This is a genomic window from Methylobacterium oryzihabitans (genome assembly GCF_004004555.2).
GTDB lineage: Bacteria > Pseudomonadota > Alphaproteobacteria > Rhizobiales > Beijerinckiaceae > Methylobacterium > Methylobacterium oryzihabitans.
In genome coordinates, this window is the sequence record NZ_SACP01000003.1 from 79,190 (window position 1) to 104,991 (window position 25,802).

Below are 25,802 nucleotides of genomic sequence, written 5' to 3' on the forward strand. Positions count from 1 at the left end.
CTTTATGATGAGTTGAAACCCGTCCATGATGGCGGAAACACCGCCCCGCCGGCGTGCGGGCCGGCGACGCTGTCGGGAGGGACGCGCATCATGACGGCCATCAGCAGACACGGCCCCTGGGCCCTGGTCGGGGCGCTCGGCGCCGCCGCCCTCGCGGTGGTGGCGACCAACCGCGGCGAGAGCGTCAACGCGCTCTGGATCGTGGTCGCGGCGGTCTCGGTCTACCTCATCGCCTACCGCTACTACTCGCTCTACATCGCCGAGCGGGTGATGAAGCTCGACGCGAACCGGGCCACCCCGGCGCAACGCCACAACGACGGGCTCGACTACGTCCCGACCGACAAGTACGTCCTGTTCGGCCACCACTTCGCCGCCATCGCGGGCGCGGGCCCCCTCGTCGGCCCGGTGCTCGCCGCGCAGATGGGCTACCTGCCGGGCCTGCTGTGGATCCTCGCCGGCGTCGTGCTCGCCGGCGCGGTGCAGGACTTCATGGTCCTGTTCGTCTCGATGCGCCGCGACGGCCGCTCCCTCGGCGAGCTGATCCGGGCCGAGCTCGGCACGATACCCGGCATCATCGCGCTGTTCGGCGCCTTCCTCATCATGGTCATCATCCTGGCGGTGCTGTCGCTGATCGTCGTCAAGGCGCTCGCCGAGAGCCCGTGGGGCACCTTCACCGTCATGGCGACGATCCCGATCGCGCTGCTGATGGGCGTCTACTCGCGCTGGATCCGCCCCGGAAAGATCGGCGAGGTCTCGGTCCTCGGCTTCGTCCTGCTGATGCTCGCGATCATCCTCGGCCAGACCGTCGCCGAGACCCCGACGCTCGCCGCGATGTTCACCTTCACCGGCACGCAATTGTGCTGGATGCTGATCGGCTACGGCTTCGTCGCCTCGATCCTGCCGGTCTGGCTGCTGCTCGCCCCGCGCGACTACCTCTCGACCTTCCTCAAGATCGGCACCATCGTCGGGTTGGCGCTCGGCATCCTGGTGCTGGCGCCCCACCTCCAGATGCCGGCGGTGACGAAGTTCGTCGACGGCACCGGCCCGGTCTGGTCGGGTAGCCTGTTTCCGTTCCTGTTCATCACCATCGCGTGCGGCGCGGTCTCGGGCTTCCACAGCCTGATCTCGTCGGGCACGACCCCGAAGCTGATCGACAACGAGGTCAATGCCCGCTTCATCGGCTACGGCGGCATGCTGATGGAATCGTTCGTCGCCGTGATGGCGCTCGTCGCCGCCAGCGTCATCGATCCGGGCGTCTACTTCACCATGAACTCGCCGGCGGCGGTCGTCGGCACCACGCCCGAGAGCGCCGCCGCGGCGGTGACCGCGATGGGCTTCGCCATCACGCCCGATACGATCGCCCAGACCGCGGCGGATGTCGGCGAGCACAGCATCATCTCGCGCGCCGGCGGCGCCCCGACCCTCGCGGTCGGCATGGCCCACATCATCTCGAACGTCATCGGCGGCAAGACCATGATGGCGTTCTGGTACCACTTCGCGATCCTGTTCGAGGCGCTGTTCATCCTCACGGCGGTCGATGCCGGGACCCGGGCCGGGCGCTTCATGCTCCAGGACCTCATCGGCGTCGCGGTGCCGGCGTTCAAGGACACCGCCTCGTGGGGGCCGAGCATCATCGCCACCGGCATCTGCGTCGCCGCCTGGGGCTTCTTCCTCTACCAGGGCGTCACCGATCCCCTCGGCGGCGTGAACACCCTGTGGCCGCTGTTCGGAATCTCCAACCAGATGCTCGCGGCGATCGCGCTGACGCTGTGCACCGTCGTGATCTTCAAGATGAAGCGCGAGCGCTACGCCTGGATCACGATCGTGCCGACCGTCTGGCTCATCGCCTGCACCCTGACGGCGGGCCTCCTGAAGGTGTTCTCGTCCGATCCCCGGGTCGGGTTCCTGGCGCATGCCGACCGCTACGCGACGGCGCTCGCCGAGAACCGGGTGCTGGCCCCGGCCAAGACCCTCGACCAGATGCGCCAGATCGTGTTCAACGACCGCATCGACGCCGTGCTGGCGCTGATGTTCGTCGCCGTCGTGGTGGCGATCGTGGTGTTCGGCGTGATGGCCTGCCTCAAGGCCTACCGGGCCGACCGCTGGACCGCGCTGGAAGCCGATCCGCGCACCGTCCCGGCCCCGGCGGAGTGACGTGATGACCTCCGCCGAGACCCTGCGCGACCGCTGGAAGACGCTCACCCGATGCGTCTGCGACGGCGCGCGGCTGATGGTCGGCCAGGGCAACTACGACGCCTATGCCGACCATGTCCGCCGCACCCACCCCGACCGCGAGCCGATGACCCCGACGGAGTTCTTCCGCGAGCGGCAGAACGCCCGCTACGGGGTCGGCGGCCGCGGCGGGTTCCGCTGCTGCTGATCCGCACCCGGCGGCCGTCACGCCGCCGGGATCGTCCGCCGTTCGTTGCGGGAATACCTCGGCGGCGAAAACGACAGGGCTTGGCCGGAACCAAACCGGACTTCGCCGCAAGCACAGGCCCTGCCGTCACCTAGGCCACGCCGCTGTCGCAATTCGGTAAATCCGGCCTTAATCAGGGCTGATCCTGAAGCATGGCCGTTCCGCGGGATCATCACGGCTGAGTTCGGGAGGCGGGTGCTACGTTGAAGACCAACCCGCTTCAACGCAGTTCAGGCTCGTGGCCACCCTCGCTCCCGCTCTTCCCGTCGTCCTGTCGCGTCCCGTCCGCTCCGCCTCGTCGGTGGAGGCGCCGATCCTCGGCATCGGGCTGGTCGTGCTCTCGACCGTGTTCCTGTCGACCTCGGACACCACCGCGAAGGTTCTCGCCGGCTCCGTGCACGGGCTCGAGATCGCGTGGCTGCGCTACATCGGCTACCTCGCGGTGATGCTGGTGGCGGCGGGCCTGCGCAGCGCCCGCGGCGGCGCTCCGCTGCGCACCAGCCGGCCCGGTCTCCAGCTCCTGCGCGGCACCTGCATCGTCGGGTCGGCGGCGCTGTTCCTCACCGGCCTGCGCTTCCTGCCGATCGCCGAGGCGACGGCTTTGGGCTTCGTCGCCCCGGTCTTCGTCACCGCCCTGTCGATCGTCTTCCTCGGCGAGAAGGTCGGGATGCGGCGCTGGATCGCCGCCGTCGTCGGCCTGTGCGGCGTGGTCATCATCATGCGGCCGGGCACCGGCGCGTTCCAGGCCGCCGCCCTGCTGCCGATCTGCTCGGCCCTGTTCTGGGCCGGCGCTCTCGTCGCCACCCGCAAGATCAACGGCTACGACGCGCCCCAGACCACGATGACGTGGTCGGCGGTGGTCGGGTTCGCGATCCTGTCCTGCATCGTCCCGTTCGTGTGGACGGCGCCGAACCTGGAGCAGGTCGGGATCGGGCTGATGATCGGCGTCATCTCGACCGCCGGCCACTGGATCATCACCATCGCCTACCGCCACGCCCCGGCCTCGACCCTGGTGCCGTTCTCCTACAGCCAGATCGTCTGGGCCGCCCTGTTCGGCTTCGCGCTGTTCGGCACCGTGCCGGACGTCTACGTCGCCCTCGGCGTCACCGTGATCGCCGCGAGCGGCCTCTACACCGCCCACCGCGAGCGGATCAGCCGCGCCGCTCGCTGAGGCAGGGGGCGGTTCAGCCCCCTCCAGACATCGCGACCCGCCTCACGCCCGCCGCCGCAGCAGCGCCGCCGCCGCGAAGCCGACGCCCGCCAGCACCGCGCCCGTGGCGAGCGGATGGGTCCGCGCCCTCGTGTAGGCGCTGGTGCGGTGGACGTAGCCCGGATGGTCGCCGCGGGCGTGGCCGTCCTCGCCCGGCCCGTGCAGGGAGCCGCGGGGATCGCGCGGCGGCTCGGCCCGCAACTGCTGCGACGCCATCAGGCCGCCGAGCCGGTCGAAGGTGCCGGGCGCCACCTTTTTGAACCCGGTCATCGCCCGCCCGCCGCCGCCGACGATGAGCTCGCGCTGCGGATGCACGGCGGCGTGCAGGATCGCGTGCGCGACCTCGTCGGGGTGGTAGACCGGCGGCGGCAGCATCGGCTCGCGGTCGGTGTAGTTGCGGGCGTGGTGCGGGAACGGCGTGTCGATCGCCGCCGGCTTGATGAGCGTCACCGAGACCGGGGCGCCGTCCTGCTCCAGCTCCATCCGCAGGGCGTCGGTGAAGCCGCGGATGGCGTGCTTGCTCGCCGCGTACATGCCCTGGAGCGGGATCGCGAGGTCGGAAGCGATGCTGCCGACGTTGACCAGCGCGCCGCCGTCGCGCCGCAGCAGCGGCACCGCGACCAGCGAGCCGTAGACCGTGCCCCAGAAATTGATCTGGAACAGGCGCTCGTGGTCCTCGTCCGAGACGTCTTCCAGGCGGCCGTAGATCGAGATCCCGGCGTTGTTGACCCAGGTGTCGATCCCGCCGAAGCGCTCGACCGCCCAATCCGCCACCGCCTGGACGTCCTCGCGCCGGCCGACATCGGCGACGCGGTGGGTCACCTGCGCGCCCTCGCGGCCGAGGTCGTCCTGCACTTGCGCCAGGGCGTCGGCGTTGCGCGAGGCCAGGACCAGCCGGGCGCCGCGCCGGGCCGCCATGCGGGCGGTCGCGAGGCCGATGCCGCTCGACGCGCCGGTGATGACGACGACCTGCCGGTCGAGGGGCTTGTGGGGGCTCGGCATCGGATCCTCCGTGTGGCGTGAATCAGCCACACAACGATCCCACGCCCGGTCCGTTCACCGGAAAATTCGTTTTTGCAGAGTGACTTAGATGATCCGCTCCGGTGACGCAGGGATGCCCGCGCCACCTTGTGGCCCAAGCGCAGGGATCACGCCGCCCGAACGGCGCCGAGGAAGTCGCGCACCTCCGCCGACAGGTGCTCGGACTGGCGCGACAACTCGGAGGCCGAGGCGAGGACCTGGCTCGCGGCGGCGCCGGTCTCCTCGGCCGCCGCTGCGACGCCGGCGATGTTGTGGGTCACGTCGGTGGTTCCGCCCGCCGCCTGGGCGACGTTGCGGACGATCTCCTGCGTCGCCGCCCCCTGCTGCTCCACCGCCGCGGCGATCGAGGTCGCGACGGCGTCGACCTCGTGGATGCGCGCGACGATGCCGCCGATCGCCGCCACCGCCTGATCGGTCGAGCCCTGGACGCGGCCGATCTGGGCCGTGATCTCGCCGGTCGCCCGGGCGGTGTGGTTGGCGAGCGCCTTGACCTCGGCCGCCACCACCGCGAAGCCGCGGCCCGCCTCGCCGGCCCGCGCCGCCTCGATGGTGGCGTTGAGCGCCAGCAGGTTGGTCTGCCCGGCGATGGTCGAGATCAGCCCGACCACGTCGCCGATGCGCCCGACCGCGCCGCTGAGGTCGCGCACGAGGTCGCCGGCCTGGGTGGCCTCGGCGACCGCTTGCCGCGCCAGCCGGGTCGAACCGTCGACCTGCCGGCCGATCTCCTGCACCGAGGCGCCGAGCTGCTCGGCCGCCGCCGCGACGGTGCCGACGTTCGAGGCCGCCGCCTCGGCGGCCCCCGCGACCGCGGCCGAGCGGCCGGCGGTCCCGGCCGCCATCCCGGCCATGCTCTCCGCGGTCGCCTGCAACTCGGTCGCCGCCGCCGTGACGGCGCCGATCACGCTGCCGACCGCCCGCTCGAAGCCGTCGGCGACCTCGCGCATCGCGGCGCGCTGGCGCTCGGCCTCCTGCACCGCCGCCTGCTCGCGGGCGGCCCGGTTGCGGTGTCCCTCGGCGACGCTGTCGCGGAACGTCTCCGCCGCCGCCGCGAGCCGGCGGATCTCGACCGGGCCGCCCTGCGGGATGGCGATGTCGGTCTCGCCGCGCCCGATCGCCGCCAGCACCGCGCTCATCCGGGTCATCGGGCGGGCGACGGCGGCGCCGAGCCCGACGGCGAGCCCGAGGGCGAGGGCGAGCGTCGCCAAAGCCGCGCCCGACCACACCAGCACCGCCCGGTCGGCCCGGGCCCGGGCCAGGGCCGCCTGCCCGGCCAGGGAGGCGGCGAGGCGGTCCTCGACCTCCTTCAGCGCATCGACGCGCTGGCTCGCCACCGCGAACCAGCCCCTGGCGTCGGTGGAGGGCAGCGCCTGCCCGGGGATCGTCGCGAGGGTCCGGTCGCGCAGGCGCACGACCTCGCGGGCCGGCGCGGCGGTCTCGACGGCGTCGAGCCATGCCGCCTGCTCGGGCGGGGCCGCCGCCCGGAACAGGCCGGCATTCGTGGCCTGATCGGCCGCGACGGCGGCGAGGCGGCGCGCCCCGGCGACGTCGAGGCGTCCGCTCGCCAGGATGCCCGCATGCACCGCGCGCTCCTGGCCCGCCGCCTCCTTGAGGGCGAGGAAGGCCGAGAGCGCGGCGGCCCGGGCCGCCACCGCCGGATCGGCGGCGACCTGGGCCACCTCCCGCACCATCGCGAGGCCGGCCTCGACGGTGGCGGTGTAGACGGCGATGCTCTCCGCCGGCGTCGAGGACAGGGCGAGCACCGTCCGGCGCTGCGCCGCGATCCCGGCGAGGCGCTGCTCCAGCGCCTCGGCCCGGGCGTCGAAGCCGGGTCCCATCCCGCCGCCGTCCAGGCCACCGAGGGCGGTGCGGAGCCCGGCGAGCGCCGCGTCGGTGCGGCGGTGCTGGGCGGCCAACTCGTCGCCGAATTGTGCGCCCTGCGCGTTGAGGAACAGGCTGCTGGCGCCGCGCTCGCGCTGCACCTCGTGCGTCACGGCGCCGACGCGGCCGGCGAGCCCGGCCAGGGCTTCGAGCCGGTGCATGTCCCGGCTCTGCGCGACCCGCTCCGCGACCGCGAGCAGCGCCACCACCGCGAAGGCGAGGCAGGGAATGAGCGCTACCGCGACGATGCGCGACCGCAGCGTTCCGAGAATCAACATCGATCGACCGCTCTTCTTCAAGCCGAGGTCGATCATAGATGTAGAATCTTACCGTCCGGTAATAGGACTCCGAATTCTACTTGATAAATACCATCGTCTTGTCGCGAAGACGAGGTGAGGTCGATCGCAGCCAGACGCGAAACCTGCTCATGTTGCGCCAAGTCGCGACGGTCATCGGATGCGACGAGGCCCGTGGAAACGACGGGTTCGCACGTGGTTCAACGTGAAGTTGAACTTGCCGCCTCCACTGCCGATGCCTGCGCCGATGCCTGCAACGCCGGCCCGGCCGGCATCCGGACGGGTCCGGGCCGGTCAGCCGCCGGTGGTGCTCATGTGGCGCGGCACCGCCGGGCGGGCGGCGCGCTCGATGACGAAGTCGTGGCCCTTGGGCTTGCGGGTGATCGCCTCGGCGATCGCCGCCGCCACCACGGCATCGTCGGGCGAGGACCGCAGGGCGGCGCGCAGGTCGGCGGCGTCCTCCTGGCCGAGGCACATGTAGAGCCGACCGGTGCAGGTCAGGCGGACCCGGTTGCAGCTCTCGCAGAAATTGTGGGTCAGCGGCGTGATGAAGCCGAGCCGGCCGCCGGTCTCCTCGACGCGCACGTAGCGGGCCGGGCCGCCGGTGCGGTCGGGCAGGGGCGTGAGGGTGTGGCGCTCGGCGAGGCGCCCGCGCACCACCGACAGCGGCAGGAACTGGTCGACCCGGTCGGGCTCGATGTCGCCGAGCGGCATGACCTCGATCAGCGTCATGTCCATGCCGGCCCCGTGCGCCCAGGCGAGCATCGCCGGGATCTCGTCCTCGTTGACGCCCTTGAGGGCGACCGCGTTGATCTTGACCCTGATGCCGGCGGCCCGGGCCGCCGCGATCCCGTCGAGCACCACCGCGAGGTCGCCGCGCCGGGTGATCGCCCGGAACTTGTCCGGGTCGAGGGTGTCGAGGGAGACGTTGATGCGCCGCACGCCGAGAGCGGCGAGTTCGGCCGCGTACTGGCCGAGCCGGGTCCCGTTGGTGGTCAGGGTCAGTTCGTCGAGGGCGCCCGAGGCGAGATGGCGCGACAGGCCGCGGAACAGGTGCATGATGTCGCGCCGCACCAGCGGCTCGCCGCCGGTGATGCGCAGCTTGCGCACGCCGCGCTCGACGAAAACGGTGCAGACCCGGTCGAGCTCCTCCAGCGTGAGCAGGTCGCGCTTGGGCAGGAACGCCATGTCCTCGGACATGCAGTAGACGCAGCGCAGGTCGCACCGGTCGGTCACCGAGACCCGAAGATAGGTGATCGCGCGCTGGAACGGGTCGATCAGCGGCGCCGGCCGGGCCGGCGCGGTCGTCAGGTCGGTGCGGGGACCCCACATGGCACTTCCGATTCCGGCGGTGATTCGCTCACCCGCCCAGGGACATCGCCCTGGCGGCGGGCGCGGCCTCTGCATATGAGGGCTTCCGGCGCGGGCGACAAGCGCGCCCAAGGCATAGTGCGGCACGGTATCGGGCGACCCCGATACCGGGTCCGGCTTCGTGGACGAGGACACCCGCCGATGGACGATGCAGGCTGGCCGACCGAGATCCGGCTCTCCCGGGACAAGCGCACGCTGCACGTCGCGTTCGAGGGCGGCGCCGCCTACGCGCTGCCGGCGGAGTACCTGCGGGTCGAGAGCCCGTCGGCGGAGGTCCAGGGGCACGCGCCGTCGGAGCGCAAGTGGCTCGGCGGCAAGCGGCTGGTACAGATCCTGGCGGTCGAGCCGGTCGGCAACTACGCCGTGAAGCTGAGCTTCGACGACCTGCACGATACCGGGCTGTTCACCTGGAGCTACCTGCGCGAGCTCGGCGAGGAGCACGCGGCGCGCTTTTCCCGCTACGAGGCCGAACTGGCGAGCCGCGGCCTCGGCCGCGATCCTGCCCGCCGCACATGAGAAAGGGCCGGCTCGCGCCGGCCCCCTCGCGTCGTGTCGATCGGGTCCGCGTCAGCGCAGCACGACCACCCGCGAGCCGACCTTGGCGCGGCTGTAGAGGTCGATGACGTCGTCGTTGGTCATCCGGATGCAGCCGGACGAGACCGCGGTGCCGATCGTTTCCGGCTCGTTCGAGCCGTGGATGCGGTAGAGCGAGCCGCCGAGATACATCGCGCGGGCGCCGAGCGGGTTCTCCGGCCCGCCCTTCATGTAGCGCGGCAGGTCGGGGCGGCGGCGGATCATCTGCGCCGGCGGGCGCCAGTCCGGCCATTCGCGCTTCATGGTGACGGTCTGGTTGCCGGCCCAGGTGAAGCCGGGCCGGCCGACGCCGACGCCGTAGCGCAGGGCCTGGCCGCCGCCGAGCACGTAGTACAGGCGGCGCTCGGCGGTCGAGACCACGATCGTGCCGGGGGCGTAGGCGCCCGTATAGGCCACGGTCTCGCGGGGGATCGGGCTCAGCTTCGGCACGGTGGCGTCGAGCGGATCCGCCGGCAGCGCGGCGGTCGGCTGCGAGCGCACCGTGACGGCGAGCGGCATGTCGAGCGGCTGGCGGGTGAGCGGGTCGATCTCGTAGGCGGCGGCGGGCGCCGCCCAGGCGGCGACCGCGCAGGCGAGCCCGGCCAGGGCGGGGGCGAAACGGCGCATGGAACCCTCTGTGGAACCCGATGTCCGATGGTGGGGAAGGTGCGGAGACTGCCGCGCACCTTGCGGCGGAACCGATGGCCAAGCCGTAAACGCGCCTGGATTAAAGCCAAGCTTAAACGCGTGGGCCGCCACCGGTTGCGCCGGCGCCGTGGTTCGGGCGCCACACCGGGTTGCCGCAGGGGAGCCGGTCAGACCAGGGCCGCGAGGGTGCGCCGGGCCCGTTCGGTGATGGCGGCGAAGTTGCCGGCCTTGATCTCGGCCTCGGGCGCCAGCCAGGAGCCGCCGACCGCGACCACGTTCGGCAGGCCGAGCCACGCCTTGGCGTCGGCCTCGCCGATGCCGCCGGTGGGGCAGAACCGCGCCTGCGGGAACGGCCCGCCGAGGGCCTTCAGCGCCGCCATGCCGCCGGCCGGCACCGCCGGGAAGAACTTCGCGATGGTGAAGCCGGCGGCGAGCACCTGCATCAGCTCGCTCGGGGTGGCGATGCCGGGCATGAACGCCATGTCGCTCGCGGCGGCGGCCCGCAGCAGCTCCGGCGTCGCCCCGGGGCTCAGCGCGAAGCGGGCGCCGAGGTCGCGGGCCGCCTCGAGGTCGTCGGGGGTGAGCACGGTGCCGATCCCGACCACCGCCTCCGGCACCTCGGCGATGATCGCCCGGGCGGCGTCCCGGGCCACCGGGGTCCGCAGGGTGATCTCGAGGGTGCGGATGCCGCCCGCCACCAGGGCGCGGGCGAGGGGAACGGCGTGGCGCAGTTCCGGCACGGTGATGACCGGGATCACGGGGGCGTCGGCGAGGAGCGCCTGGAGGCGCTGGAGCCGGCTGTCGGCGGGCGTGGTCATGGCGGGACGTCCTTACAGGGGCTGGAGCGGGAGGTCGGGCATCGCCGCGCGCGGGATGACGGCGCCGCGATGGCCGATCACCGCGCCGGCGAGGCGGTGGCCGGCCCTCGCGGCGGCGACCGGGTCGCGGCCGGTCAGGCGGGCGGCGAGGTAGGCGGCGGCGAAGCTGTCGCCGGCGGCGGTGGTGTCGACGACCGCCTCCACCGGCGGCGCCGGCACGGTCTCGTCGCCGTCGGCCCACAGCACCCGCACCACCGGCGCGTCGCCGCCGCTCTTGAGGGCGATCTCGGCCCGGCCGCGATGGGCCAGCGCCTCGGCCTCGCCCCCGGCGCCGTAGAGCCAGTCGAGATCCTCGGTCGAGGCGAAGACGAGGTCGGCCGCCGCCATCGCATCGCGGAACACCCGGCGGGCGAGGTCGCGGTCGGGCCAGCCGCGGGGGCGGAAGTTGGTGTCGAAGGCGACGCGCCCGCCGCGCCCGCGCAGGTCGGCCAGGGTCTCGGCCAGGGCGGCCCGGCCGGCCTCGCCGTAGAGCGACAGGCTGATCCCCGAGACGTAGACGAGGTCGTAGCCCGCCAGCGCCGCCTGGGTCGCGGCGGCGTCGGGGCCGGCGAACAGGTCGCGGGCCGGGGCGCTGTCGCGCCAGTAATGGAAGCTACGCTCCCCGGCGGCGTCGGTGCGGATGATGTAGAGGCCGGGATTGCGGCCGGGCACCCGCCGCACCTGTCCGGTGCCGATGCCCTCCCCGGCCCAGGCCGCCACCATCTCGTCGCTCCACGGATCGTCGCCGAGCGCCGTGACGTAGTCGACCGGAATGCCGAGCCGCGCGAGATAGAGGGCGGTGTTGAGCGTGTCGCCCCCGAAGGCGCGGGTGAGCGCGCCGTCGGCCCGTTCCGACAGCTCCATCATGCATTCGCCGACGCAGGCGACCCTCATCCCGTCATCCTCCACACAGAAACGCCCGGGTCGGCCGCGCCGCGGCGCCTGATCCCGCGATGCGGCGGACACTGGCCCGGCGGCCACGCCCGCGCAAGCGACCTCGCGGATCCGGCGTGATCCTGCCCCCGATGCGAACGGCGCAGGACATTCCTTCGGTTCCCCTGCCGAATCGCCGTGTTCGTCCCTGGAAACCGTGGTCCGGAGAACATTCGTTTCCGGTTTCCGCAAGTGCGAACCGGGCCTGTCCAAGACGGATAAGGCTATGGTCCGGTGCGTCCGCCGGGCGTTCGTCGTGGGATGACTGTCGATGGCGGATTGACCGTTGCGCGAATTGCCGTATGACGAGACCGATCCGACGCGTCGCGGCCCCTTGGCAGAAGGACCCTCCGTCATGTCGACGTTCCGCCTGCACGTCGCGACCCGCTCCCGCGCTCCGTCCGGGGAGGGCGGAGCGGACGCGGTTGCCATCGAGGCGCCGAGCCTGCGCCACGCCCAGGCGGTCGTCCTCGGCCGGGCCGACGAGCATTTCGGCGCGGATGCCGCCTCGGCTTGGATGACCGACGAGGACGGCCGGCGCGTCTGGTCGCTGCAGATCGACGAGGACCGGGCGCCGGCGGGCGCGTAGCGCCTCCCTGGCCGCCGCCGGGCGACGTTCTACTTGGCTTCCCCACGATCGACCCTTGTTCGGGCCGGCGAGGGAGGACCAACGCGATGACGAACGAAGCGCAGGACGCGCTCGGTGCCCGCACCGTGGCGCGGATCACGTGGCGGCTGATGCCGCTCCTCGGCCTGATGTACCTGATCGCCTACATCGACCGGCAGAACATCTCCTACGCCAAGCTCCAGATGGTCGGCGACCTCGGGCTGAGCGAGGCGGTCTACGGGCTCGGCGCCTCGCTGTTCTTCGTCGCCTACTTCCTGTTCGAGGTGCCGGCCAACGTGATCCTGGAACGGGTCGGCGCCCGGCTGTGGTTCGCCCGCATCATGGCGACCTGGGGCCTCATCACGATCCTGCTCGGCTACACCCAGAACACCGCGATGTTCTACGTCCTGCGCTTCCTGCTCGGCGCGGCGGAGGCGGGGTTCTTCCCGGGCGTGCTGTTCGCCCTCACCCTGTGGTTCCCGCAGGCGCATCGCGGCCGCATGGTCGGCTGGTTCATGATCGCGAGCGCGGTGGCCAACGCCGTCGGGGCGGCGATCGGCGGCGCGCTCCTCGACCTCGACGGCCTGCTCGGCCTGCGCGGCTGGCAATGGGTGTTCGTCGCCACCGGCATCCCGGCGATCCTGCTCGCCGCCGTGGTGATCTTCATCCTGCCCGACGGGCCGCAGAAGGCGCGCTGGCTGCCCGAGGACGAGAAGCGGTGGCTCGCCGACACGCTCGCCCGCGAGCAGGCCGGCGCCGGCCACACCGAGCACGCCAACCCGTTCAAGGTGCTGCTCGACAAGCGGGTGCAGATCCTCGCCCTGCTCTACGTCGCCTTCCCGCTCGCCGCCTACGGCCTGAGCTACTGGCTGCCGACGGTGGTGAAGGGCTTCGGCGTCTCCAACACCGCCAACGGCTTCATCAACGTGCTGCCGTGGATCGCGGTCGGCTTCGCCCTGTGGTGGGTGCCCCGCCACGCGGCGCGCACCGGCGAGACCACCTGGCACATCGTGATCCCGGCCCTCGTCGGCGCCACCGCCCTGGTGCTGAGCGTCGTGGTGCCGGGCAACGCGATCAAGTTCGCGCTGCTCTGCGTCGCCGCCGCCGGCATCTTCTCGGGCCAGCCGGTGTTCTGGTCGCTGCCGCCGACCTTCCTCAAGGGGGCGACCGCGGCGGCCGGGATCGCGGCGATCAACTCGGTCGGCAATCTCGGCGGCTTCGTCGCCCAGAACGTCGTGCCGCAGATCGGTCAGGCCACCGGCAGCACGCTCGCCCCGATGCTGTTCCTCGCCGCCTGCCTGTATGTCGGCGCCGGCATGGTCTTCGTCGCCCAGGCGGCGCTGCGCCGCCGGGCCTTGGCCGCCGAGTCCTCCGACCTCACGCCGCTGCGGCGCTGAGCGCGGAGGTTCAGAGCGTCAGCCCGAGGAGGCCGAGGACGAGGAGCCACAGCAGGGCGCAGGCGGTGCGGTAGAGCCCCAGCGCCCGCTCGATGTCGGCCGGGCCGGCCTCGGCCCGGCCCGCGCCCATCCAGTGATCCTCGACCCGGGTATGGCCGTAGATGCGCGGGCCGGCGAGCCGCAGGCCCAGCGCCCCGGCCATCGCGGCCTCGGGCCAGCCGGCATTGGGCGAGCGGTGGCGACGCGCGTCGCGGCGGACCGCCGCCAGCGCCTCGCGGCCGGAGCAGTCGCGCCGCAACGCCGCGGCGGCGACGAGGAGCCCGGCGGTGAGGCGCGAGGCCGGCAGGTTGACGAGGTCGTCGAAGCGGGCGGCGGCCCAGCCGAACGCCTCGTGGCGCGCCGTGCGGTGGCCGATCATGCTGTCGGCGGTGTTGACCGCCTTGTAGAGCGCGCCGCCGGGCAGGCCGCCGGCGCCGAGCCAGAAGGCCGGCGCGACGATCCCGTCGGAGAAGTTCTCCGCGAGGCTCTCGATCGCCGCCCGGCACACCGCCGCCTCGTCGAGGCTGTCGGGATCGCGCCCGACGATCATCGACACCGCCGCCCGCCCGCCCGCCAGCCCGTCGCGCCGCAGGTCGGCCGCCACCCGGGCGACGTGGACGTGCAGGCTGCGCTGCGCCGGCAGGCTCGCCGCGAGGAGCCCGCAGACGAGGAGGCCGGCGCCGGTCGCCGCCGCGAGCCCGGTGAGGAGCGCGGCGGCGAGCCCGGTCGCGAGCAGCAGCAGCGCCAGCGCCGCCACCCCGGCGAGGCGCCGCCGGCCCGGGGACGCGCCGTCGCGGTTCATCCGGCGGTCGAGCCACGCGATCAGCCGCCCGATCCAGGTGACAGGGTGACCGGCCGCCCTGTAGAGGCGGTCGGGATAGCCGAGGGCCGCCTCGACCGCGAGGGCGAGGGCGAGCACCAGGAGGCTGTCGGGCGGGTGCAGCAGGGCGGCCATGGCGGGAATCGCGACGGGGGAGGGGCCGATCCGGCACGGCGGCGACCTGGGCGAGGCGCGGCGCCGCTTCCCCGGCGCCCCCGAGCCCTGGATCGACCTGTCCACGGGGATCAATCCGGTCCCGTACCCGTGCCCGCCGATCGAGGCCAGCCACTTCGAGCGCCTGCCGGCCCCCGACGACCTGCGCGCGCTCCAGGCCGCGGCGGCCGGCGCCTACGGGGCCGCGCCCGGACAGGTCGTCGCCGCGCCCGGCACGCAGGCGCTGATCGCGCTGCTGCCGCGCCTGCGGCCGGCGGGCCGGGTCGCGGTGGTCGCGCCGACCTATGCCGAGCACGCCGCCGGCTGGCGCCGGGCCGGGCACGCGGTCGCGGCGGTCGCAGGGCCCGAGGAGAGCGCCGGCTTCGACGTCGCCGTCGTGGTCACGCCGAACAACCCCGACGGCCGCCGCTGGGCGCCCGGGGCCCTCGCCGCATTCGCCGGGCGGCTCGCGCCGGGCGGCTGGCTCGTCGTCGACGAGGCCTTCGCCGACCTCGAACCCGGGCCGTCCCTGTGCCCGGTGCTGCCGGCGAACGCGATCGTGCTGCGCTCCTTCGGCAAGACCTACGGGCTCGCCGGCCTGCGCCTCGGCTTCGCGGTCGCCGCGCCGGACCTCGCGGCGGCGATCCGCGACGGGCTCGGGCCGTGGGCCGTCTCGGGCCCGGCGATCGCCGTCGGCCGCCGCGCCCTCGCCGATGCCCCGTGGCGGGAGCGCGCCCGCGCCGACCGCGCCCGCGACGCCGCGCGCCTCGACGGCCTCCTGGAGCGCGCCGGCGGGCGGATCGTCGGCGGCACCTGCCTGTTCCGCACCGCCGCCTTCGCGCACGGGCCGGCCCTGTTCGAGGCCCTCGGCCGGGCCGGGATCCACGTCCGCCGCTTCGACGACGACCCCGGGAGGCTGCGCTTCGGCCTGCCCGCCGGCGAGACGCAGTGGCGCCGCCTCGACGCCGTCCTCGCACCGGTCGCGGCATCGCGTGGCGGGAGTGCCACAGGCTGACCTAAGTGGCTGGCGCGCCTCGCCGCTCCGCCCCGGCGGCCCGCCGCAGCGGCGCCGGCGGGCCGGCCCGCGCCTTCAAAAAGGCCGAAAACGCCGCGATGGCTCCGCTCGCCGGGAGGGCGGTCGTGCAGGGGCGAACGCGGCGCTTTCCGGCGGGAGGCCGCAGGACCGCGCCCGCGCGGACCCGCGGAGCGGACAGCCGCCGGGACGGCGGCGACGGGGACCGATCAGGATGAACGCGGACGACGAGGTCAAACGGCGCGACAGGATCGGCAGCGTCCTGGCATTCGCCCGGCGCACCGTGCCGGACCTGCGCCGCAACGCCGAGACGATCGAGCCGGTCGAGGCTCCGGGGCGGCCCGGTTCGCGCATGCTGGCGCGGATCAAGCCGGTGCTGTGGCGCCGCGTCGCCCTGCGCCCGGGCCCGGAGGCGCCCCAGCCCCGGCTCGCCGTGCAACTGGTGCGCAACTTCAGCCTGTTCGTCCTGCTGCCGACCGCCGCCGTGGCGCTCTACCTGTTCGCCGTCGCCTCCGACCAGTACGTCGTCGAGAGCCGCTTCACGGTGCGTGGCGAGGTCGAGCCGATGGGCAGCGTTTCGCTCGGCGAGTTCACGAGCCTGATCCAGAAGAACAACAACCAGGACACCTACATCGTCACCAACTACATCTCCAGCCAGGCGATGGTGGAGGATGCCGAGAAGGCGCTGAAGATCTCGAAGATATTCAGCGCCGAGGCGGGTGATTATTTCAGCCGCTACGGTGGTGAAGGGCCGATCGAGGAACTGGTCAAGTACTGGCGCAAGCACGTCCAGACCCATATCGATCTGATCTCGGGTGTCGTGACCCTGAGCGTGCGCACCTTCGACCCCGACGACGCGGTCGCGATCTCGAAGCACATCCTCGCCCGGGCCGAGTCGCTGGTGAACGACATCTCCGAGCGCGCCCAGAACGACATGCTGGCGCATAGCCGCGCCGAGCTGGCGAAGACCGAGGAGCGGTTGCGCAACGCACACATCGCCCTCAACCGCTTCCGCAACCGCTGGGGCATCATCGATCCGGCGAAGTCGGCGCAGGCCACCTACGCCACGCTGATGACGCTGCAGAAGGACCGGATCAGGTCGGAGAACGACCTCCAGGTCCTGCGCTCCTCGTCGCTCGACGACAAGGCGCGGCCGATCCAGGCCCTGCTCGCCAACATCGCCGCCCTCGACCAGCAGATCAAGCAGTTGCGCGACTCGCTCACCAGCGACAACATGGCGGTCAAGGCTCCGAACGCGGCCGAGGCGATCCTCGAATACGAGGGATTGCAGGTCGAGCGGACGATCGCCAACCGTCTCAACGAATCCGCCGTGATGATGCTCGAACGCGCCCGCATCTCGGCCAACCGCCAGCAGGTCTATCTCGCGACCTTCGTGCCTCCGACCCGGCCGCACCTCTCGCTCTATGGCGGGCGCGAGGAGCGCCCCGCGGAGCGGGTTCGAGGGGACGCATGTCCGCTCGAACGCAGAGCGGAGCGAAGCCAAAGTCACGGATGTGACGGCCGGCGCCTGAGGCCAAGCAGGAAGCCAGGACAATCGCTTCAGCGATTGTCCTGGGGCCTCGTCCCCGCAGGCTTGACAGCCGCGGGGCATCGGGACCAACGCTCGGCCCCGCGCCCGCCGCCGGCTCCCGGGCCGTCAGGAGAACAGAACCGTCCCGATGTCCGAGTTCACCGATCTGGTCGCCCGGGCCGTGTCGCCGTCGATGTCGCGCGAGGAGCGCGAAGCCGTCTACACCACCGTCCGGGAGGCGGTGCGGCGCCTCCAGGACCGGCAGGAGATGACCGCGGACGACCCGCGCACGCTGCTGCAGGATCACCTCATCGACGAGACGATCCGGGACATCGAGGAGCGGATCACCCGCCACCTCGCCCGCCAGACGATCGCCGAGCGCGACACCGGCTCCGGCGGACCCGACGCCGGGATCTGAGCGGGCCCTACTCCGCCTCGGTGAGCTGCCTGAGGCCGGCCTGGAGGGCGTCGCTGCCGACGAGCAGGGCCCGGGACAGGTCGGCGAGCGTCACCCAGCCGGTCACCCGCCCGCCCGCGTCGCGCACCGGCAGCCGCCGGACGTGGTGTCCCGCCATCAGGTCCAGCGCCGTGCCGACCGGATCCGATTCGGCGCAGGCGACCACGGGCCGGGACAGCACCTCGCGCACCCGCACGGCGGCCGGGTCGCGGCCCTGGGCCACGACGCGGTAGAGGATGTCGCGGTCGGTCACGATGCCCTCGAGGGCGTCCGGGCCGCCGACCGGCAGGGCGCCGACGTCGAGCTCGCCCATCAGGACCGCCGCCTCCTGCACGGGCGCGTCCCCGGCCACGAACTCCACGTCGCGGCTCATCACGTCGGCGATCGTCGGCACGTCGGGTCCTCCCATGGTCGATGCGGTCCACCGGGCCGATGCGCCCGGAGCCCCGAAGGTTCCGCTCCCGCCGCACCGGAAATTTTGGCGATCCACAGGGAGCTTGGGCGCTCGGTGGCGCGTTCAGCCAACAGTCAGGCTTGCGCCTCGGGCGCGAGCCTCGGCGCGGGAACGCGGGTCGAGCATGAACATGGAACTCAAGGGCAAGCCGGTCGCGGCGCAGGACGCGACCCAGGCCGGGGCGCGGCGCTCGCGGGTCAAGGAGGGGCAGCCCTTCCCCCTCGGGGCGACCTGGGACGGCCTCGGGGTCAACTTCGCGCTGTTCTCGGCCCACGCCACCAAGGTCGAGCTGTGCCTGTTCGACGACGACGGCCAGACCGAGATCGAGCGGATCGAGCTGCCGGAATACACCGACGAGGTGTGGCACGGCTACCTGCCCGACGCCCGGCCCGGCACGATCTACGCCTACCGCGTCCACGGCCCCTACGAGCCGGAGGCCGGCCACCGCTTCAACCCCAACAAGCTGCTGCTCGACCCCTACGCCAAGGCGCTGGTCGGTTCCGTGGAGTGGAACCCGGCCCTGTTCGGCTACGTGATGGAGAGCGGCGACGACACCACCTTCGACACCCGCGACAGCGCGCCCTTCGTGCGCAAGTGCCGGGTGATCGACCCCGCCTTCACCTGGGGCCGCGACCAGAAGCCGAACGTGCCCTGGGACAAGACCGTCTTCTACGAAACCCACGTCAAGGGCTTCACCAAGCTGCACCCGGCGGTGCCCGAGAAGCTGCGCGGCACCTATGCCGGCCTCGGCACCCCGGCGGTGCTCGAATACATCCGCAGCCTCGGCGTCACCTCGGTCGAGCTGCTCCCGGTCCATTCCTTCGTCAACGACAGCTACCTGCTCGAGAAGGATCTGGTGAACTACTGGGGCTACAACACCCTGTCGTTCTTCGCCCCGGCCCGGCGCTACGCCGCGGTGCCGGACTTCGCCTTCTCCGAGTTCAAGGAGATGGTCGCGCGCATGCACGGCGCCGGCCTCGAGGTGATCCTCGACGTGGTCTACAACCACACGGCGGAAGGCAACGAGAAGGGGCCGACGCTGTCGTTCAAGGGCATCGACAACGCCTCGTACTACCGGCTGCTGCCGGACCAGAAGCGCTACTACATCAACGACACCGGGACCGGGAACACCGTCAACCTCTCGCACCCGCGGGTGCTGCAGATGGTGACCGATTCCCTGCGCTACTGGGCGACCGAGATGCGGGTCGACGGCTTCCGCTTCGACCTCGCGACGATCCTCGGCCGCGAGCCCTACGGTTTCGACGAGGGCGGCGGCTTCCTCGATTCCTGCCGCCAGGACCCGGTCCTCTCCTCGGTCAAGCTCATCGCCGAGCCGTGGGATTGCGGCCCGGGCGGCTATCAGGTCGGCGGCTTCCCGCCCGGCTGGGCCGAGTGGAACGACCGCTTCCGCGACGACGTGCGCGGCTACTGGAAGGGCGACGACGGCCTGCTGCCGTCCCTGGCCTCGCGCCTCACCGGCTCGGCCGACAAGTTCAACAAGCGCGGCCGCCGGCCCTGGGCCTCGGTGAACTTCATCACCGCCCATGACGGCTTCACCCTCGCCGACACGGTGTCGTACAACGACAAGCACAACATGGCCAACGGCGAGGACAACCGCGACGGCCACTCGCACAACCTGTCGTACAATTACGGCGCCGAGGGGCCGACCGACGACCCGGCGATCAAGGCGGTGCGGCTGCGCCAGATGCGCAACCTGCTCGCCACGCTGCTCCTGTCGCGCGGCACCCCGATGATCCTCGCCGGCGACGAGTTCGCCCGCACCCAGAAGGGCAACAACAACGCCTACTGCCAGGACAACGAGATCTCGTGGGTCGACTGGACCGGCATCGGCGAGGACGAGGCCGATCTCGCCGAGTTCGCCCAGCGGCTCATCATCCTGCGCCGCGCCCTGCCGATGCTGAGCCGCGGCCGGTTCCTCACCGGCGCCTACGACGAGGAGCTCGGGGTCAAGGACGTGTCCTGGCTGCGGCCGGACGGGCAGGAGATGGCGCCGGAGAACTGGAACGACGGCGCGGCGCGCTCCCTGGCGGTGCTCCTCGACGGGCGCGCCCAGACCAGCGGCCTGCACGTGCGCGGGGCCGAGGCGACGGTGCTGCTGCTGTTCAACGCCTATCACGACGTGGTGCAGTTCCGCCTGCCCGAGGTGGTGGGCGGCGACGGCTGGATGCGGCTGCTCGACACCAACCTGCCCGACACCCAGGACCTGTCGCGCTTCGATGCCGGCGCCGATTACGACGTCACCGGGCGCTCGATCCTGATGTTCGTGCTGCGGCCGGCGGAGGACGACCACGCCAGCGAGACCTGGCGCTCGTACCAGCACGTGATCCAGGCGTTCGAGCGCGCCGAGTCGGAATCGGTCAGCTTCGGCCTGCCCGGGCTCGGCTGACCGGAAGCCGGGGCCGGCGCAGGCCCCGGCGTCCCCCAGCGCCGACGCAGGTGCGGCGCCGAGGACGATGTGCGAAAGCGTGTCCCCACGCGTTGTTCGCGGGTGCGACAGTCGGAGAGGACACCGTGGCGAAGATCCTGCTCGTCGAGGACCATGAGGAGATCTGGGACTTCCTCTCGCGGCGGCTCAAGCGCCGCGGCTACGACGTGGTCCTGGCCCATGACGGCCAGGAGGGCGTGATGAAGGCCCGCTCCAGCCGTCCCGACATCATCCTGCTCGACATGAACCTGCCGGTGCTCGACGGGTGGTCGGCGGCGCGGGCGCTGAAGGCCGACACCGAGACCTCGCGCATCCCGATCATCGCCCTCACCGCCCACGCCATGTCGGGCGACCGCGACAAGGTCATCCAGGCCGGCTGCGACGACTACCACCCCAAGCCGGTCGACTTCTCGCGCCTGCTGACCCAGATCGGCGCCGCCCTCGGCACGCCGGCCTCGCCGTGAGCGCGGGTCGTCCCGGAGGCTTCGCGAGACCCGCATGATCGACGATCCCGTCACGGCCCGCCGTCTCCGCGAGGCGATGCCGGTCTTCACCCTGCTGGCCGGATGCCTGCTCGTCCTCGTGCTCGCGGTGATCCTGTCGCTCGGCCGCGACGTGCTGATGCCCGTGACGCTCGCGATCATGCTGAGCTTCGTGCTCGCGCCGGGCGTGCGGCTGCTCCAGCGCTGGCGGCTGCCGCGGGCGCTCGCCGTGCTGGTCGTCGTGGTGGTCGCGTTCGGGGCGCTGTTCGGGATCGGCGCGCTCATCGCCCGCGAGGCGGCGCAGCTCGCCGCCGACCTGCCGCGCTACACCCTGACGATGCGCGACAAGATCGACGCCCTGCGCAACTCGGCCGGCGGCAGCGTCACCATCGACCGGCTGATCGACATGGCGCAGGATCTCGGCCGGGCGATCCAACCGCCGGAGACGGCGCCGGCCTCCGCCCCCGCCGGCGGGGGCGAGAAGCCGATGCTGGTGGAGATCCACGAGCGCAAGCCGGCGCTGCCGGCGGCCCTCGGCAGCTATCTCAGCCCGGTGCTGCACCCCCTGGCGACGACTGGCCTGATCCTGCTGTTCAGCCTGTTCATCCTCGCCCAGCGCGAGGACCTGCGCAACCGCGCGATCCGCCTGACCGGCGCCTCGGACCTGCGCGCCACCACCGCGGCGATCGACGACGCGATCTCGCGGCTGTCGCGGTTCTTCCTCGCCCAGGCCGCCCTCAACCTCTCCTTCGGCACGGTGGTCGGGCTCGGGCTCTGGCTCATCGGCGTGCCGAGCCCGATCCTGTGGGGCGTGCTCGCCGGCATCCTGCGCTTCGTGCCGTATATCGGGGCGGTCATCAGCATGGTCGGGCCCCTCGTCGTCGCGGCGGCGGTCGATCCGGGCTGGTCGATGCTGATCGCCACCGTGATCCTGTTCGCGGTGGTCGAGCCCGTGGCCGGCCACGTGATCGAGCCGCTGCTCTACGGCCACTCCACCGGCCTGTCGCCGATCGCCGTGATCCTGGCCGCGACCCTGTGGACCTTCCTGTGGGGGCCGGTCGGGCTGGTGCTCGCGACTCCTCTCACCGTCTGCCTCGTGGTGCTCGGGCGCCACGTCGAGCGGCTGCGCTTCCTCGACGTGATGCTCGGCGACCGCCCGGCTTTGTCGCCGTCGGAGATCTTCTACCAGCGCATGCTCGCCGGCGACCCGGCCGAGGCGATCGACAAGGCGCGCCAGGTCCTCAAGCGGCGCAACCTCGTGACCTACTACGACGAGATCGCCCTCGGCGGCCTGCGCCTGGCCCAGGACGACCGCGCCCGGGGCAGCCTGTCGCGCGAGCAGCAGGAGGAGGTCGGCGCCGCGATCGAGACCGTGGTGCGGACCCTCGGGACGATGCCGGTCCAGAAGGGCGGGGCGGTCGGCTCCGAGACCGCCGCCGCCGTGGACGAGATCGGTCCCGACCGGGTCGCGCCGGTCCGGCGGCCGGACGAGCTCGCCGCCGGCTGGGACGGCGCGGCGCCGGTGCTGGTGGTGGCGAGCCGCGGTCCGTTCGACGCCGCCGCCGCCGGCATGCTGGCGCAGGTGCTCGGCCGGCACGGCCTCGCGGCCCGCAGCGTGAGCCAGGATTCCCTCGCCCGCGGCGAGCGCCCCGACCTCGCCGGCGTCGCGCTGGTCTGCTTCTCCTACATCGAGCCGCTCAGCACCTCGCATATCCGTCTCGCCGCCCGCCTCGCCCGGCGCGAGATCCCGGGCGTGCGGGTCATGGTGGCGGTGTGGCGCGAGCGCGACCGGGCGATGCTCGACCGCCTGCGCCGCACCACCTCGGCGGACGTGCTGGTCACCTCCCTCGGCGAGGCGGTGGAGGCGGCGATGGCCCTGGCCGGCCGGCCCGCCGGCATCCGCGGCGACGCGGCTCCGCGGGCGGAGCCGGTGCCGACGACCGCCGGGCTGGCCGGGGCCGCCCTGCCGGGGTGAGGCCCGGGGCCGCCGCGAACGGGGTCACGTCGCCCGTTCGAGACGATTGTCGGGATTGGCTCCGACACTCGTCTCGAGGCCCGCGCGGTGGAGCCTTCGGCTCCGCACACCCGAGCGAAGCGATCGCACGGCGATCGCCACGATCCCGCGGGGATCGCCGAGCGATCGATCGAAAATCGTATGACTTATGGTAAACAGAGTCCGCCAGTCAGGGAGCGACGATGAGCGACAACTCCGAGACATCGCCGGCCCGCGGCGCGCCGACCGTGTCGGACGAGACCTCGCCGCGCCACCACCCGGACCAGGGCGACATCTTCTTCGCGGCGGTCGAGACGACGCGGATGCCGATGATCGTCACCGATCCGCGCCAGCCCGACAACCCGATCATCTTCGCCAACTGGGCGTTCCGGACCATGACCGGCTACGAGCCCGAGGAGATGATCGGACGCAACTGCCGCTTCCTCCAGGGGCCCGAGACCGATCCCGACACCGTGGCGGAGATCCGGGACGCGATCCGCGACCGGCGGGAGATCGCGACCGAGATCCTGAACTACCGCAAGAACGGCTCGTCGTTCTGGAACGCGCTGTTCGTCTCGCCGGTCTACGACCGCTCGGGCGAGCTGATCTACTTCTTCGGCTCGCAGCTCGACGTGTCCCGCCGGCGCGACGCCGAGGACGCCCTGCGCCAGTCGCAGAAGATGGAGGCGGTGGGCCAGCTCACCGGCGGCATCGCCCACGACTTCAACAACCTGCTCCAGGTGGTGATCGGCTACGTCGACATCCTGCAATCGGGCCTGACCCAGCCCCCCGCCGACCCGGCCCGGATGCTGCGGGCGGTCGAGAACATCCGCGGCGCCGCCGAGCGCGCCACGACCCTGACCGCGCAACTGCTCGCCTTCGCCCGCAAGCAGCGGCTCGACGGGCGGGCGGTCAACCTCAACAACCTCGTCGACGGGATGCGCGACCTCGCCAACCGCACGCTGGGCGACGACGTCACCATCCGCACCGACCTCGCCCCAGACCTGTGGAACGCGCGCCTCGACCCGACCCAGACCGAGGTCGCGCTGCTCAACATCCTCATCAACGCCCGCGACGCCATGGCCGGGGGCGGCACGGTGGCGATCGCGACCGCCAACCGCACCATCGCCGGCGAAGCGAGCCTCGGCGGGCTGGCGCCGGGGCGCTACGTCACCGTCAGCGTCACCGACACCGGATCGGGCATGCCGCCGGAGGTGCTGGCGCGGGTGACCGAGCCGTTCTTCACCACCAAGGACGAGGGCAGGGGCACGGGGCTCGGCCTGTCGATGGTCTACGGCTTCGCCAAGCAGTCCGGCGGCGGCGTCCAGATCGAGTCGGAGGTCGGCCGCGGCACCACGGTCCGGCTCACCTTCCCGGCGAGCGAGGCCGCCGAGCGGCCGGCGCCGCGGGTTCCGTCCCGGCCGGCGGAGCAGACCGGAACCGAGACGATCCTCATCGTCGACGACCGCAGCGACGTCGCCGAGCTGGCCCGGGCGATCCTGCGCGACTTCGGCTACACCACGCTGGTCGCCCATGACGGCCGCAGCGCCCTGGAGATCCTCGACGGCAGCGAGCGCGTCGACCTGCTGTTCTCCGACCTCATCATGCCGGGCGGCATGAACGGCGTCGTGCTGGCGCGGGAGGCCCGGCGGCGGCAGCCGCGGCTGAAGGTGCTGCTGACCACCGGCTACGCCGAGGCGAGCCTGGAGCGCACCGATGCCGGCGGCAGCGAGTTCGAGGTCATCAGCAAGCCCTACCGCCGCACCGAGCTGGCGCGGCGGGTGCGGCGGGTCCTCGACGGACCCGACGGGGTGAGCTGACGCCGCCCCCGCGGGGGCGGCGTCGCAGCGGCGTCAGGCGCCCATCGCGGCCTTGAGGTTCTCGTCGATCTTGTCGAGGAACCCGGTGGTCGAGAGCCACTTCTGGTCCGGCCCGACGAGGAGCGCGAGGTCCTTGGTCATGAAGCCGGCCTCGACGGTGTCGACGCAGACCGTCTCGAGGGTCGTGGCGAACTTCGCCAGTTCGGCGTTGTCGTCGAGCTTGGCGCGATGGGTCAGGCCGCGGGTCCAGGCGAAGATCGACGCGATCGAGTTGGTCGAGGTCTCCTTGCCCTTCTGGTGCTCGCGGAAGTGGCGCGTCACGGTGCCGTGGGCGGCCTCGGCCTCGACGGTCCGGCCGTCGGGGGTGAGCAGCACCGAGGTCATCAGGCCGAGCGAGCCGAAGCCCTGCGCCACGGTGTCGGACTGCACGTCGCCGTCGTAGTTCTTGCACGCCCACACGTAGCCGCCGGACCACTTCAGGGCCGCCGCCACCATGTCGTCGATCAGCCGGTGCTCGTAGGTGATGCCGGCGGCCTTGAATGTGTCGACGAACTCGTTCTGGTACACCTCCTCGAAGATGTCCTTGAACCGGCCGTCATAGGCCTTGAGGATGGTGTTCTTGGTCGACAGGTAGACCGGGAACTTGCGGGCGAGGCCGTAGTTCAGCGAGGCGCGGGCGAAGTCGCGGATCGAGTCGTCGAGGTTGTACATCGACAGCGCGACGCCGGCGCCCGGGAACTTGAAGACCTCCCGCTCGATGACGGTGCCGTCCTCGCCCTCGAACTTGACGGTCAGCCGGCCCTTGCCCGGCACCTTGAAGTCGGTGGCGCGGTACTGGTCGCCGTAGGCATGGCGGCCGACGACGACCGGCTGGGTCCAGCCCGGCACGAGGCGCGGCACGTTCTTGCAGATGATCGGCTCGCGGAAGATCACGCCGCCGAGGATGTTGCGGATGGTGCCGTTGGGCGACTTCCACATCTCCTTGAGGTTGAACTCCTTCACCCGGGCCTCGTCCGGCGTGATGGTGGCGCACTTCACGCCGACGCCGTGCCGCTTGATCGCCTCGGCGGCATCGACCGTGACCTGGTCGTTGGTGGCGTCCCGGTGCTCGACCCCGAGGTCGTAATATTCCAGCGGGATGTCGAGGTAGGGGTGGATCAGCTTGTCCTTGATGTTCTGCCAGATGATCCGGGTCATCTCGTCGCCGTCGAGCTCGACGACGGGGTTCGCCACCTTGATCTTCGCCATGGTCGATCAGCCTTCCCTGGTCCGCACGCGAGCCGGGCCGCCGCGGAGGCGTAGCCGGGCCGTGGCGCGGTCATAGCGCGCTGCACCATGAGGGGG

22 protein-coding genes are annotated in these 25,802 nt (G+C 72.2%); 12 read left to right on the top strand and 10 right to left on the bottom strand.

What is annotated here, in order from left to right; all coding sequences use genetic code 11:
- The first annotated feature begins 90 nt into the window (after positions 1–90).
- From EOE48_RS04335 to EOE48_RS04345, 3 genes are all read left to right on the top strand, one after another.
- Complete coding sequence (locus EOE48_RS04335; RefSeq protein WP_127727561.1) at positions 91–2,154, top strand: carbon starvation CstA family protein; 2,064 nt, start codon at positions 91–93, stop codon at positions 2,152–2,154.
- 4 nt (positions 2,155–2,158) lie between these two features.
- On the top strand, positions 2,159–2,380 hold the full coding sequence (locus EOE48_RS04340) for a YbdD/YjiX family protein (RefSeq protein ID WP_127727562.1): 222 nt from the start codon (positions 2,159–2,161) through the stop codon (positions 2,378–2,380).
- A 277-nt stretch (positions 2,381–2,657) separates the two neighbouring features.
- The gene (locus EOE48_RS04345; protein ID WP_127727563.1) at positions 2,658–3,590 is read left to right on the top strand and encodes a DMT family transporter; all 933 of its coding nucleotides are present in this window, start codon (positions 2,658–2,660) and stop codon (positions 3,588–3,590) included.
- Between the two features lie 42 nt (positions 3,591–3,632).
- On the opposite strand, the gene EOE48_RS04350 is transcribed toward EOE48_RS04345, so the two are convergent.
- The 3 genes from EOE48_RS04350 to moaA form a co-directional block, all read right to left on the bottom strand.
- On the bottom strand, positions 3,633–4,631 hold the full coding sequence (locus tag EOE48_RS04350) for an SDR family oxidoreductase (protein WP_127727564.1): 999 nt from the start codon (positions 4,629–4,631) through the stop codon (positions 3,633–3,635).
- A gap of 146 nt (positions 4,632–4,777) precedes the next feature.
- Positions 4,778–6,826 (bottom strand): methyl-accepting chemotaxis protein, encoded by a 2,049-nt coding sequence (locus EOE48_RS04355; protein WP_127727565.1) that lies wholly within the window; start codon positions 6,824–6,826, stop codon positions 4,778–4,780.
- Between the two features lie 312 nt (positions 6,827–7,138).
- Positions 7,139–8,176, bottom strand: coding sequence for a GTP 3',8-cyclase MoaA (gene moaA, locus EOE48_RS04360; protein ID WP_127727566.1), 1,038 nt, complete (start codon positions 8,174–8,176; stop codon positions 7,139–7,141).
- 180 nt (positions 8,177–8,356) lie between these two features.
- On the opposite strand from moaA, the gene EOE48_RS04365 reads away from it, so the two are divergent.
- On the top strand, positions 8,357–8,731 hold the full coding sequence (locus EOE48_RS04365) for a gamma-butyrobetaine hydroxylase family protein (protein ID WP_127727567.1): 375 nt from the start codon (positions 8,357–8,359) through the stop codon (positions 8,729–8,731).
- A 51-nt stretch (positions 8,732–8,782) separates the two neighbouring features.
- Here the strand turns inward: EOE48_RS04365 and EOE48_RS04370 are convergent, their stop codons facing one another.
- From EOE48_RS04370 to EOE48_RS04380, 3 genes are all read right to left on the bottom strand, one after another.
- A complete protein-coding gene (locus tag EOE48_RS04370) occupies positions 8,783–9,415 on the bottom strand; it encodes a L,D-transpeptidase (RefSeq protein ID WP_127727568.1) in 633 nt (210 codons plus the stop codon).
- A gap of 188 nt (positions 9,416–9,603) precedes the next feature.
- Positions 9,604–10,254: a bifunctional 4-hydroxy-2-oxoglutarate aldolase/2-dehydro-3-deoxy-phosphogluconate aldolase gene (gene eda, locus EOE48_RS04375; protein WP_127727569.1), complete on the bottom strand. Its 651-nt coding sequence runs from the start codon at positions 10,252–10,254 to the stop codon at positions 9,604–9,606.
- A gap of 12 nt (positions 10,255–10,266) precedes the next feature.
- A complete protein-coding gene (locus tag EOE48_RS04380) occupies positions 10,267–11,187 on the bottom strand; it encodes a sugar kinase (protein WP_127727570.1) in 921 nt (306 codons plus the stop codon).
- Between the two features lie 394 nt (positions 11,188–11,581).
- On the opposite strand from EOE48_RS04380, the gene EOE48_RS04385 reads away from it, so the two are divergent.
- Positions 11,582–11,815: a hypothetical protein gene (locus tag EOE48_RS04385; protein WP_127727571.1), complete on the top strand. Its 234-nt coding sequence runs from the start codon at positions 11,582–11,584 to the stop codon at positions 11,813–11,815.
- Positions 11,816–11,901: 86 nt separating this feature from the next.
- Entirely contained in the window at positions 11,902–13,230 is a 1,329-nt protein-coding gene (locus EOE48_RS04390; protein ID WP_127727572.1) for an MFS transporter, read from the top strand.
- A gap of 10 nt (positions 13,231–13,240) precedes the next feature.
- Here the strand turns inward: EOE48_RS04390 and cbiB are convergent, their stop codons facing one another.
- On the bottom strand, positions 13,241–14,224 hold the full coding sequence (gene cbiB / locus EOE48_RS04395; protein WP_127727573.1) for an adenosylcobinamide-phosphate synthase CbiB: 984 nt from the start codon (positions 14,222–14,224) through the stop codon (positions 13,241–13,243).
- Here cbiB and cobD point away from each other — a divergent pair.
- Complete coding sequence (cobD, locus tag EOE48_RS04400; RefSeq protein ID WP_127727574.1) at positions 14,223–15,257, top strand: threonine-phosphate decarboxylase CobD; 1,035 nt, start codon at positions 14,223–14,225, stop codon at positions 15,255–15,257. The genes cbiB and cobD overlap by 2 nt on opposite strands.
- 1 nt (position 15,258) lies before the next feature.
- On the opposite strand, the gene EOE48_RS04405 is transcribed toward cobD, so the two are convergent.
- Positions 15,259–16,689, bottom strand: coding sequence for a hypothetical protein (locus EOE48_RS04405; protein ID WP_127727575.1), 1,431 nt, complete (start codon positions 16,687–16,689; stop codon positions 15,259–15,261).
- A 265-nt stretch (positions 16,690–16,954) separates the two neighbouring features.
- Between EOE48_RS04405 and EOE48_RS04410 the strand changes: the two genes are divergently transcribed.
- A complete protein-coding gene (locus EOE48_RS04410; protein WP_127727576.1) occupies positions 16,955–17,224 on the top strand; it encodes a hypothetical protein in 270 nt (89 codons plus the stop codon).
- 7 nt (positions 17,225–17,231) lie between these two features.
- Here EOE48_RS04410 and EOE48_RS04415 read toward each other — a convergent pair whose 3' ends face one another.
- Positions 17,232–17,657, bottom strand: coding sequence for a CBS domain-containing protein (locus EOE48_RS04415; protein ID WP_246153950.1), 426 nt, complete (start codon positions 17,655–17,657; stop codon positions 17,232–17,234).
- Positions 17,658–17,847: 190 nt separating this feature from the next.
- Here EOE48_RS04415 and glgX point away from each other — a divergent pair, with 190 nt between their 5' ends.
- The 4 genes from glgX to EOE48_RS04435 all read left to right on the top strand — a co-directional run bounded on the left by glgX (position 17,848) and on the right by EOE48_RS04435 (position 24,458).
- Positions 17,848–20,124 (top strand): glycogen debranching protein GlgX, encoded by a 2,277-nt coding sequence (gene glgX / locus EOE48_RS04420; RefSeq protein WP_127727753.1) that lies wholly within the window; start codon positions 17,848–17,850, stop codon positions 20,122–20,124.
- A 125-nt stretch (positions 20,125–20,249) separates the two neighbouring features.
- Positions 20,250–20,627 carry a response regulator gene (locus EOE48_RS04425; RefSeq protein ID WP_127727577.1) on the top strand — a complete coding sequence of 126 codons (378 nt, stop codon included), beginning with the start codon at positions 20,250–20,252 and terminating at the stop codon, positions 20,625–20,627.
- 34 nt (positions 20,628–20,661) lie between these two features.
- Complete coding sequence (locus tag EOE48_RS04430; RefSeq protein WP_127727578.1) at positions 20,662–22,620, top strand: AI-2E family transporter; 1,959 nt, start codon at positions 20,662–20,664, stop codon at positions 22,618–22,620.
- A 221-nt stretch (positions 22,621–22,841) separates the two neighbouring features.
- Positions 22,842–24,458 (top strand): hybrid sensor histidine kinase/response regulator, encoded by a 1,617-nt coding sequence (locus EOE48_RS04435; protein WP_127727579.1) that lies wholly within the window; start codon positions 22,842–22,844, stop codon positions 24,456–24,458.
- 33 nt (positions 24,459–24,491) lie between these two features.
- Here EOE48_RS04435 and EOE48_RS04440 read toward each other — a convergent pair whose 3' ends face one another.
- Positions 24,492–25,706: an NADP-dependent isocitrate dehydrogenase gene (locus EOE48_RS04440; protein WP_127727580.1), complete on the bottom strand. Its 1,215-nt coding sequence runs from the start codon at positions 25,704–25,706 to the stop codon at positions 24,492–24,494.
- Between the last annotated feature and the right edge of the window lie 96 nt (positions 25,707–25,802).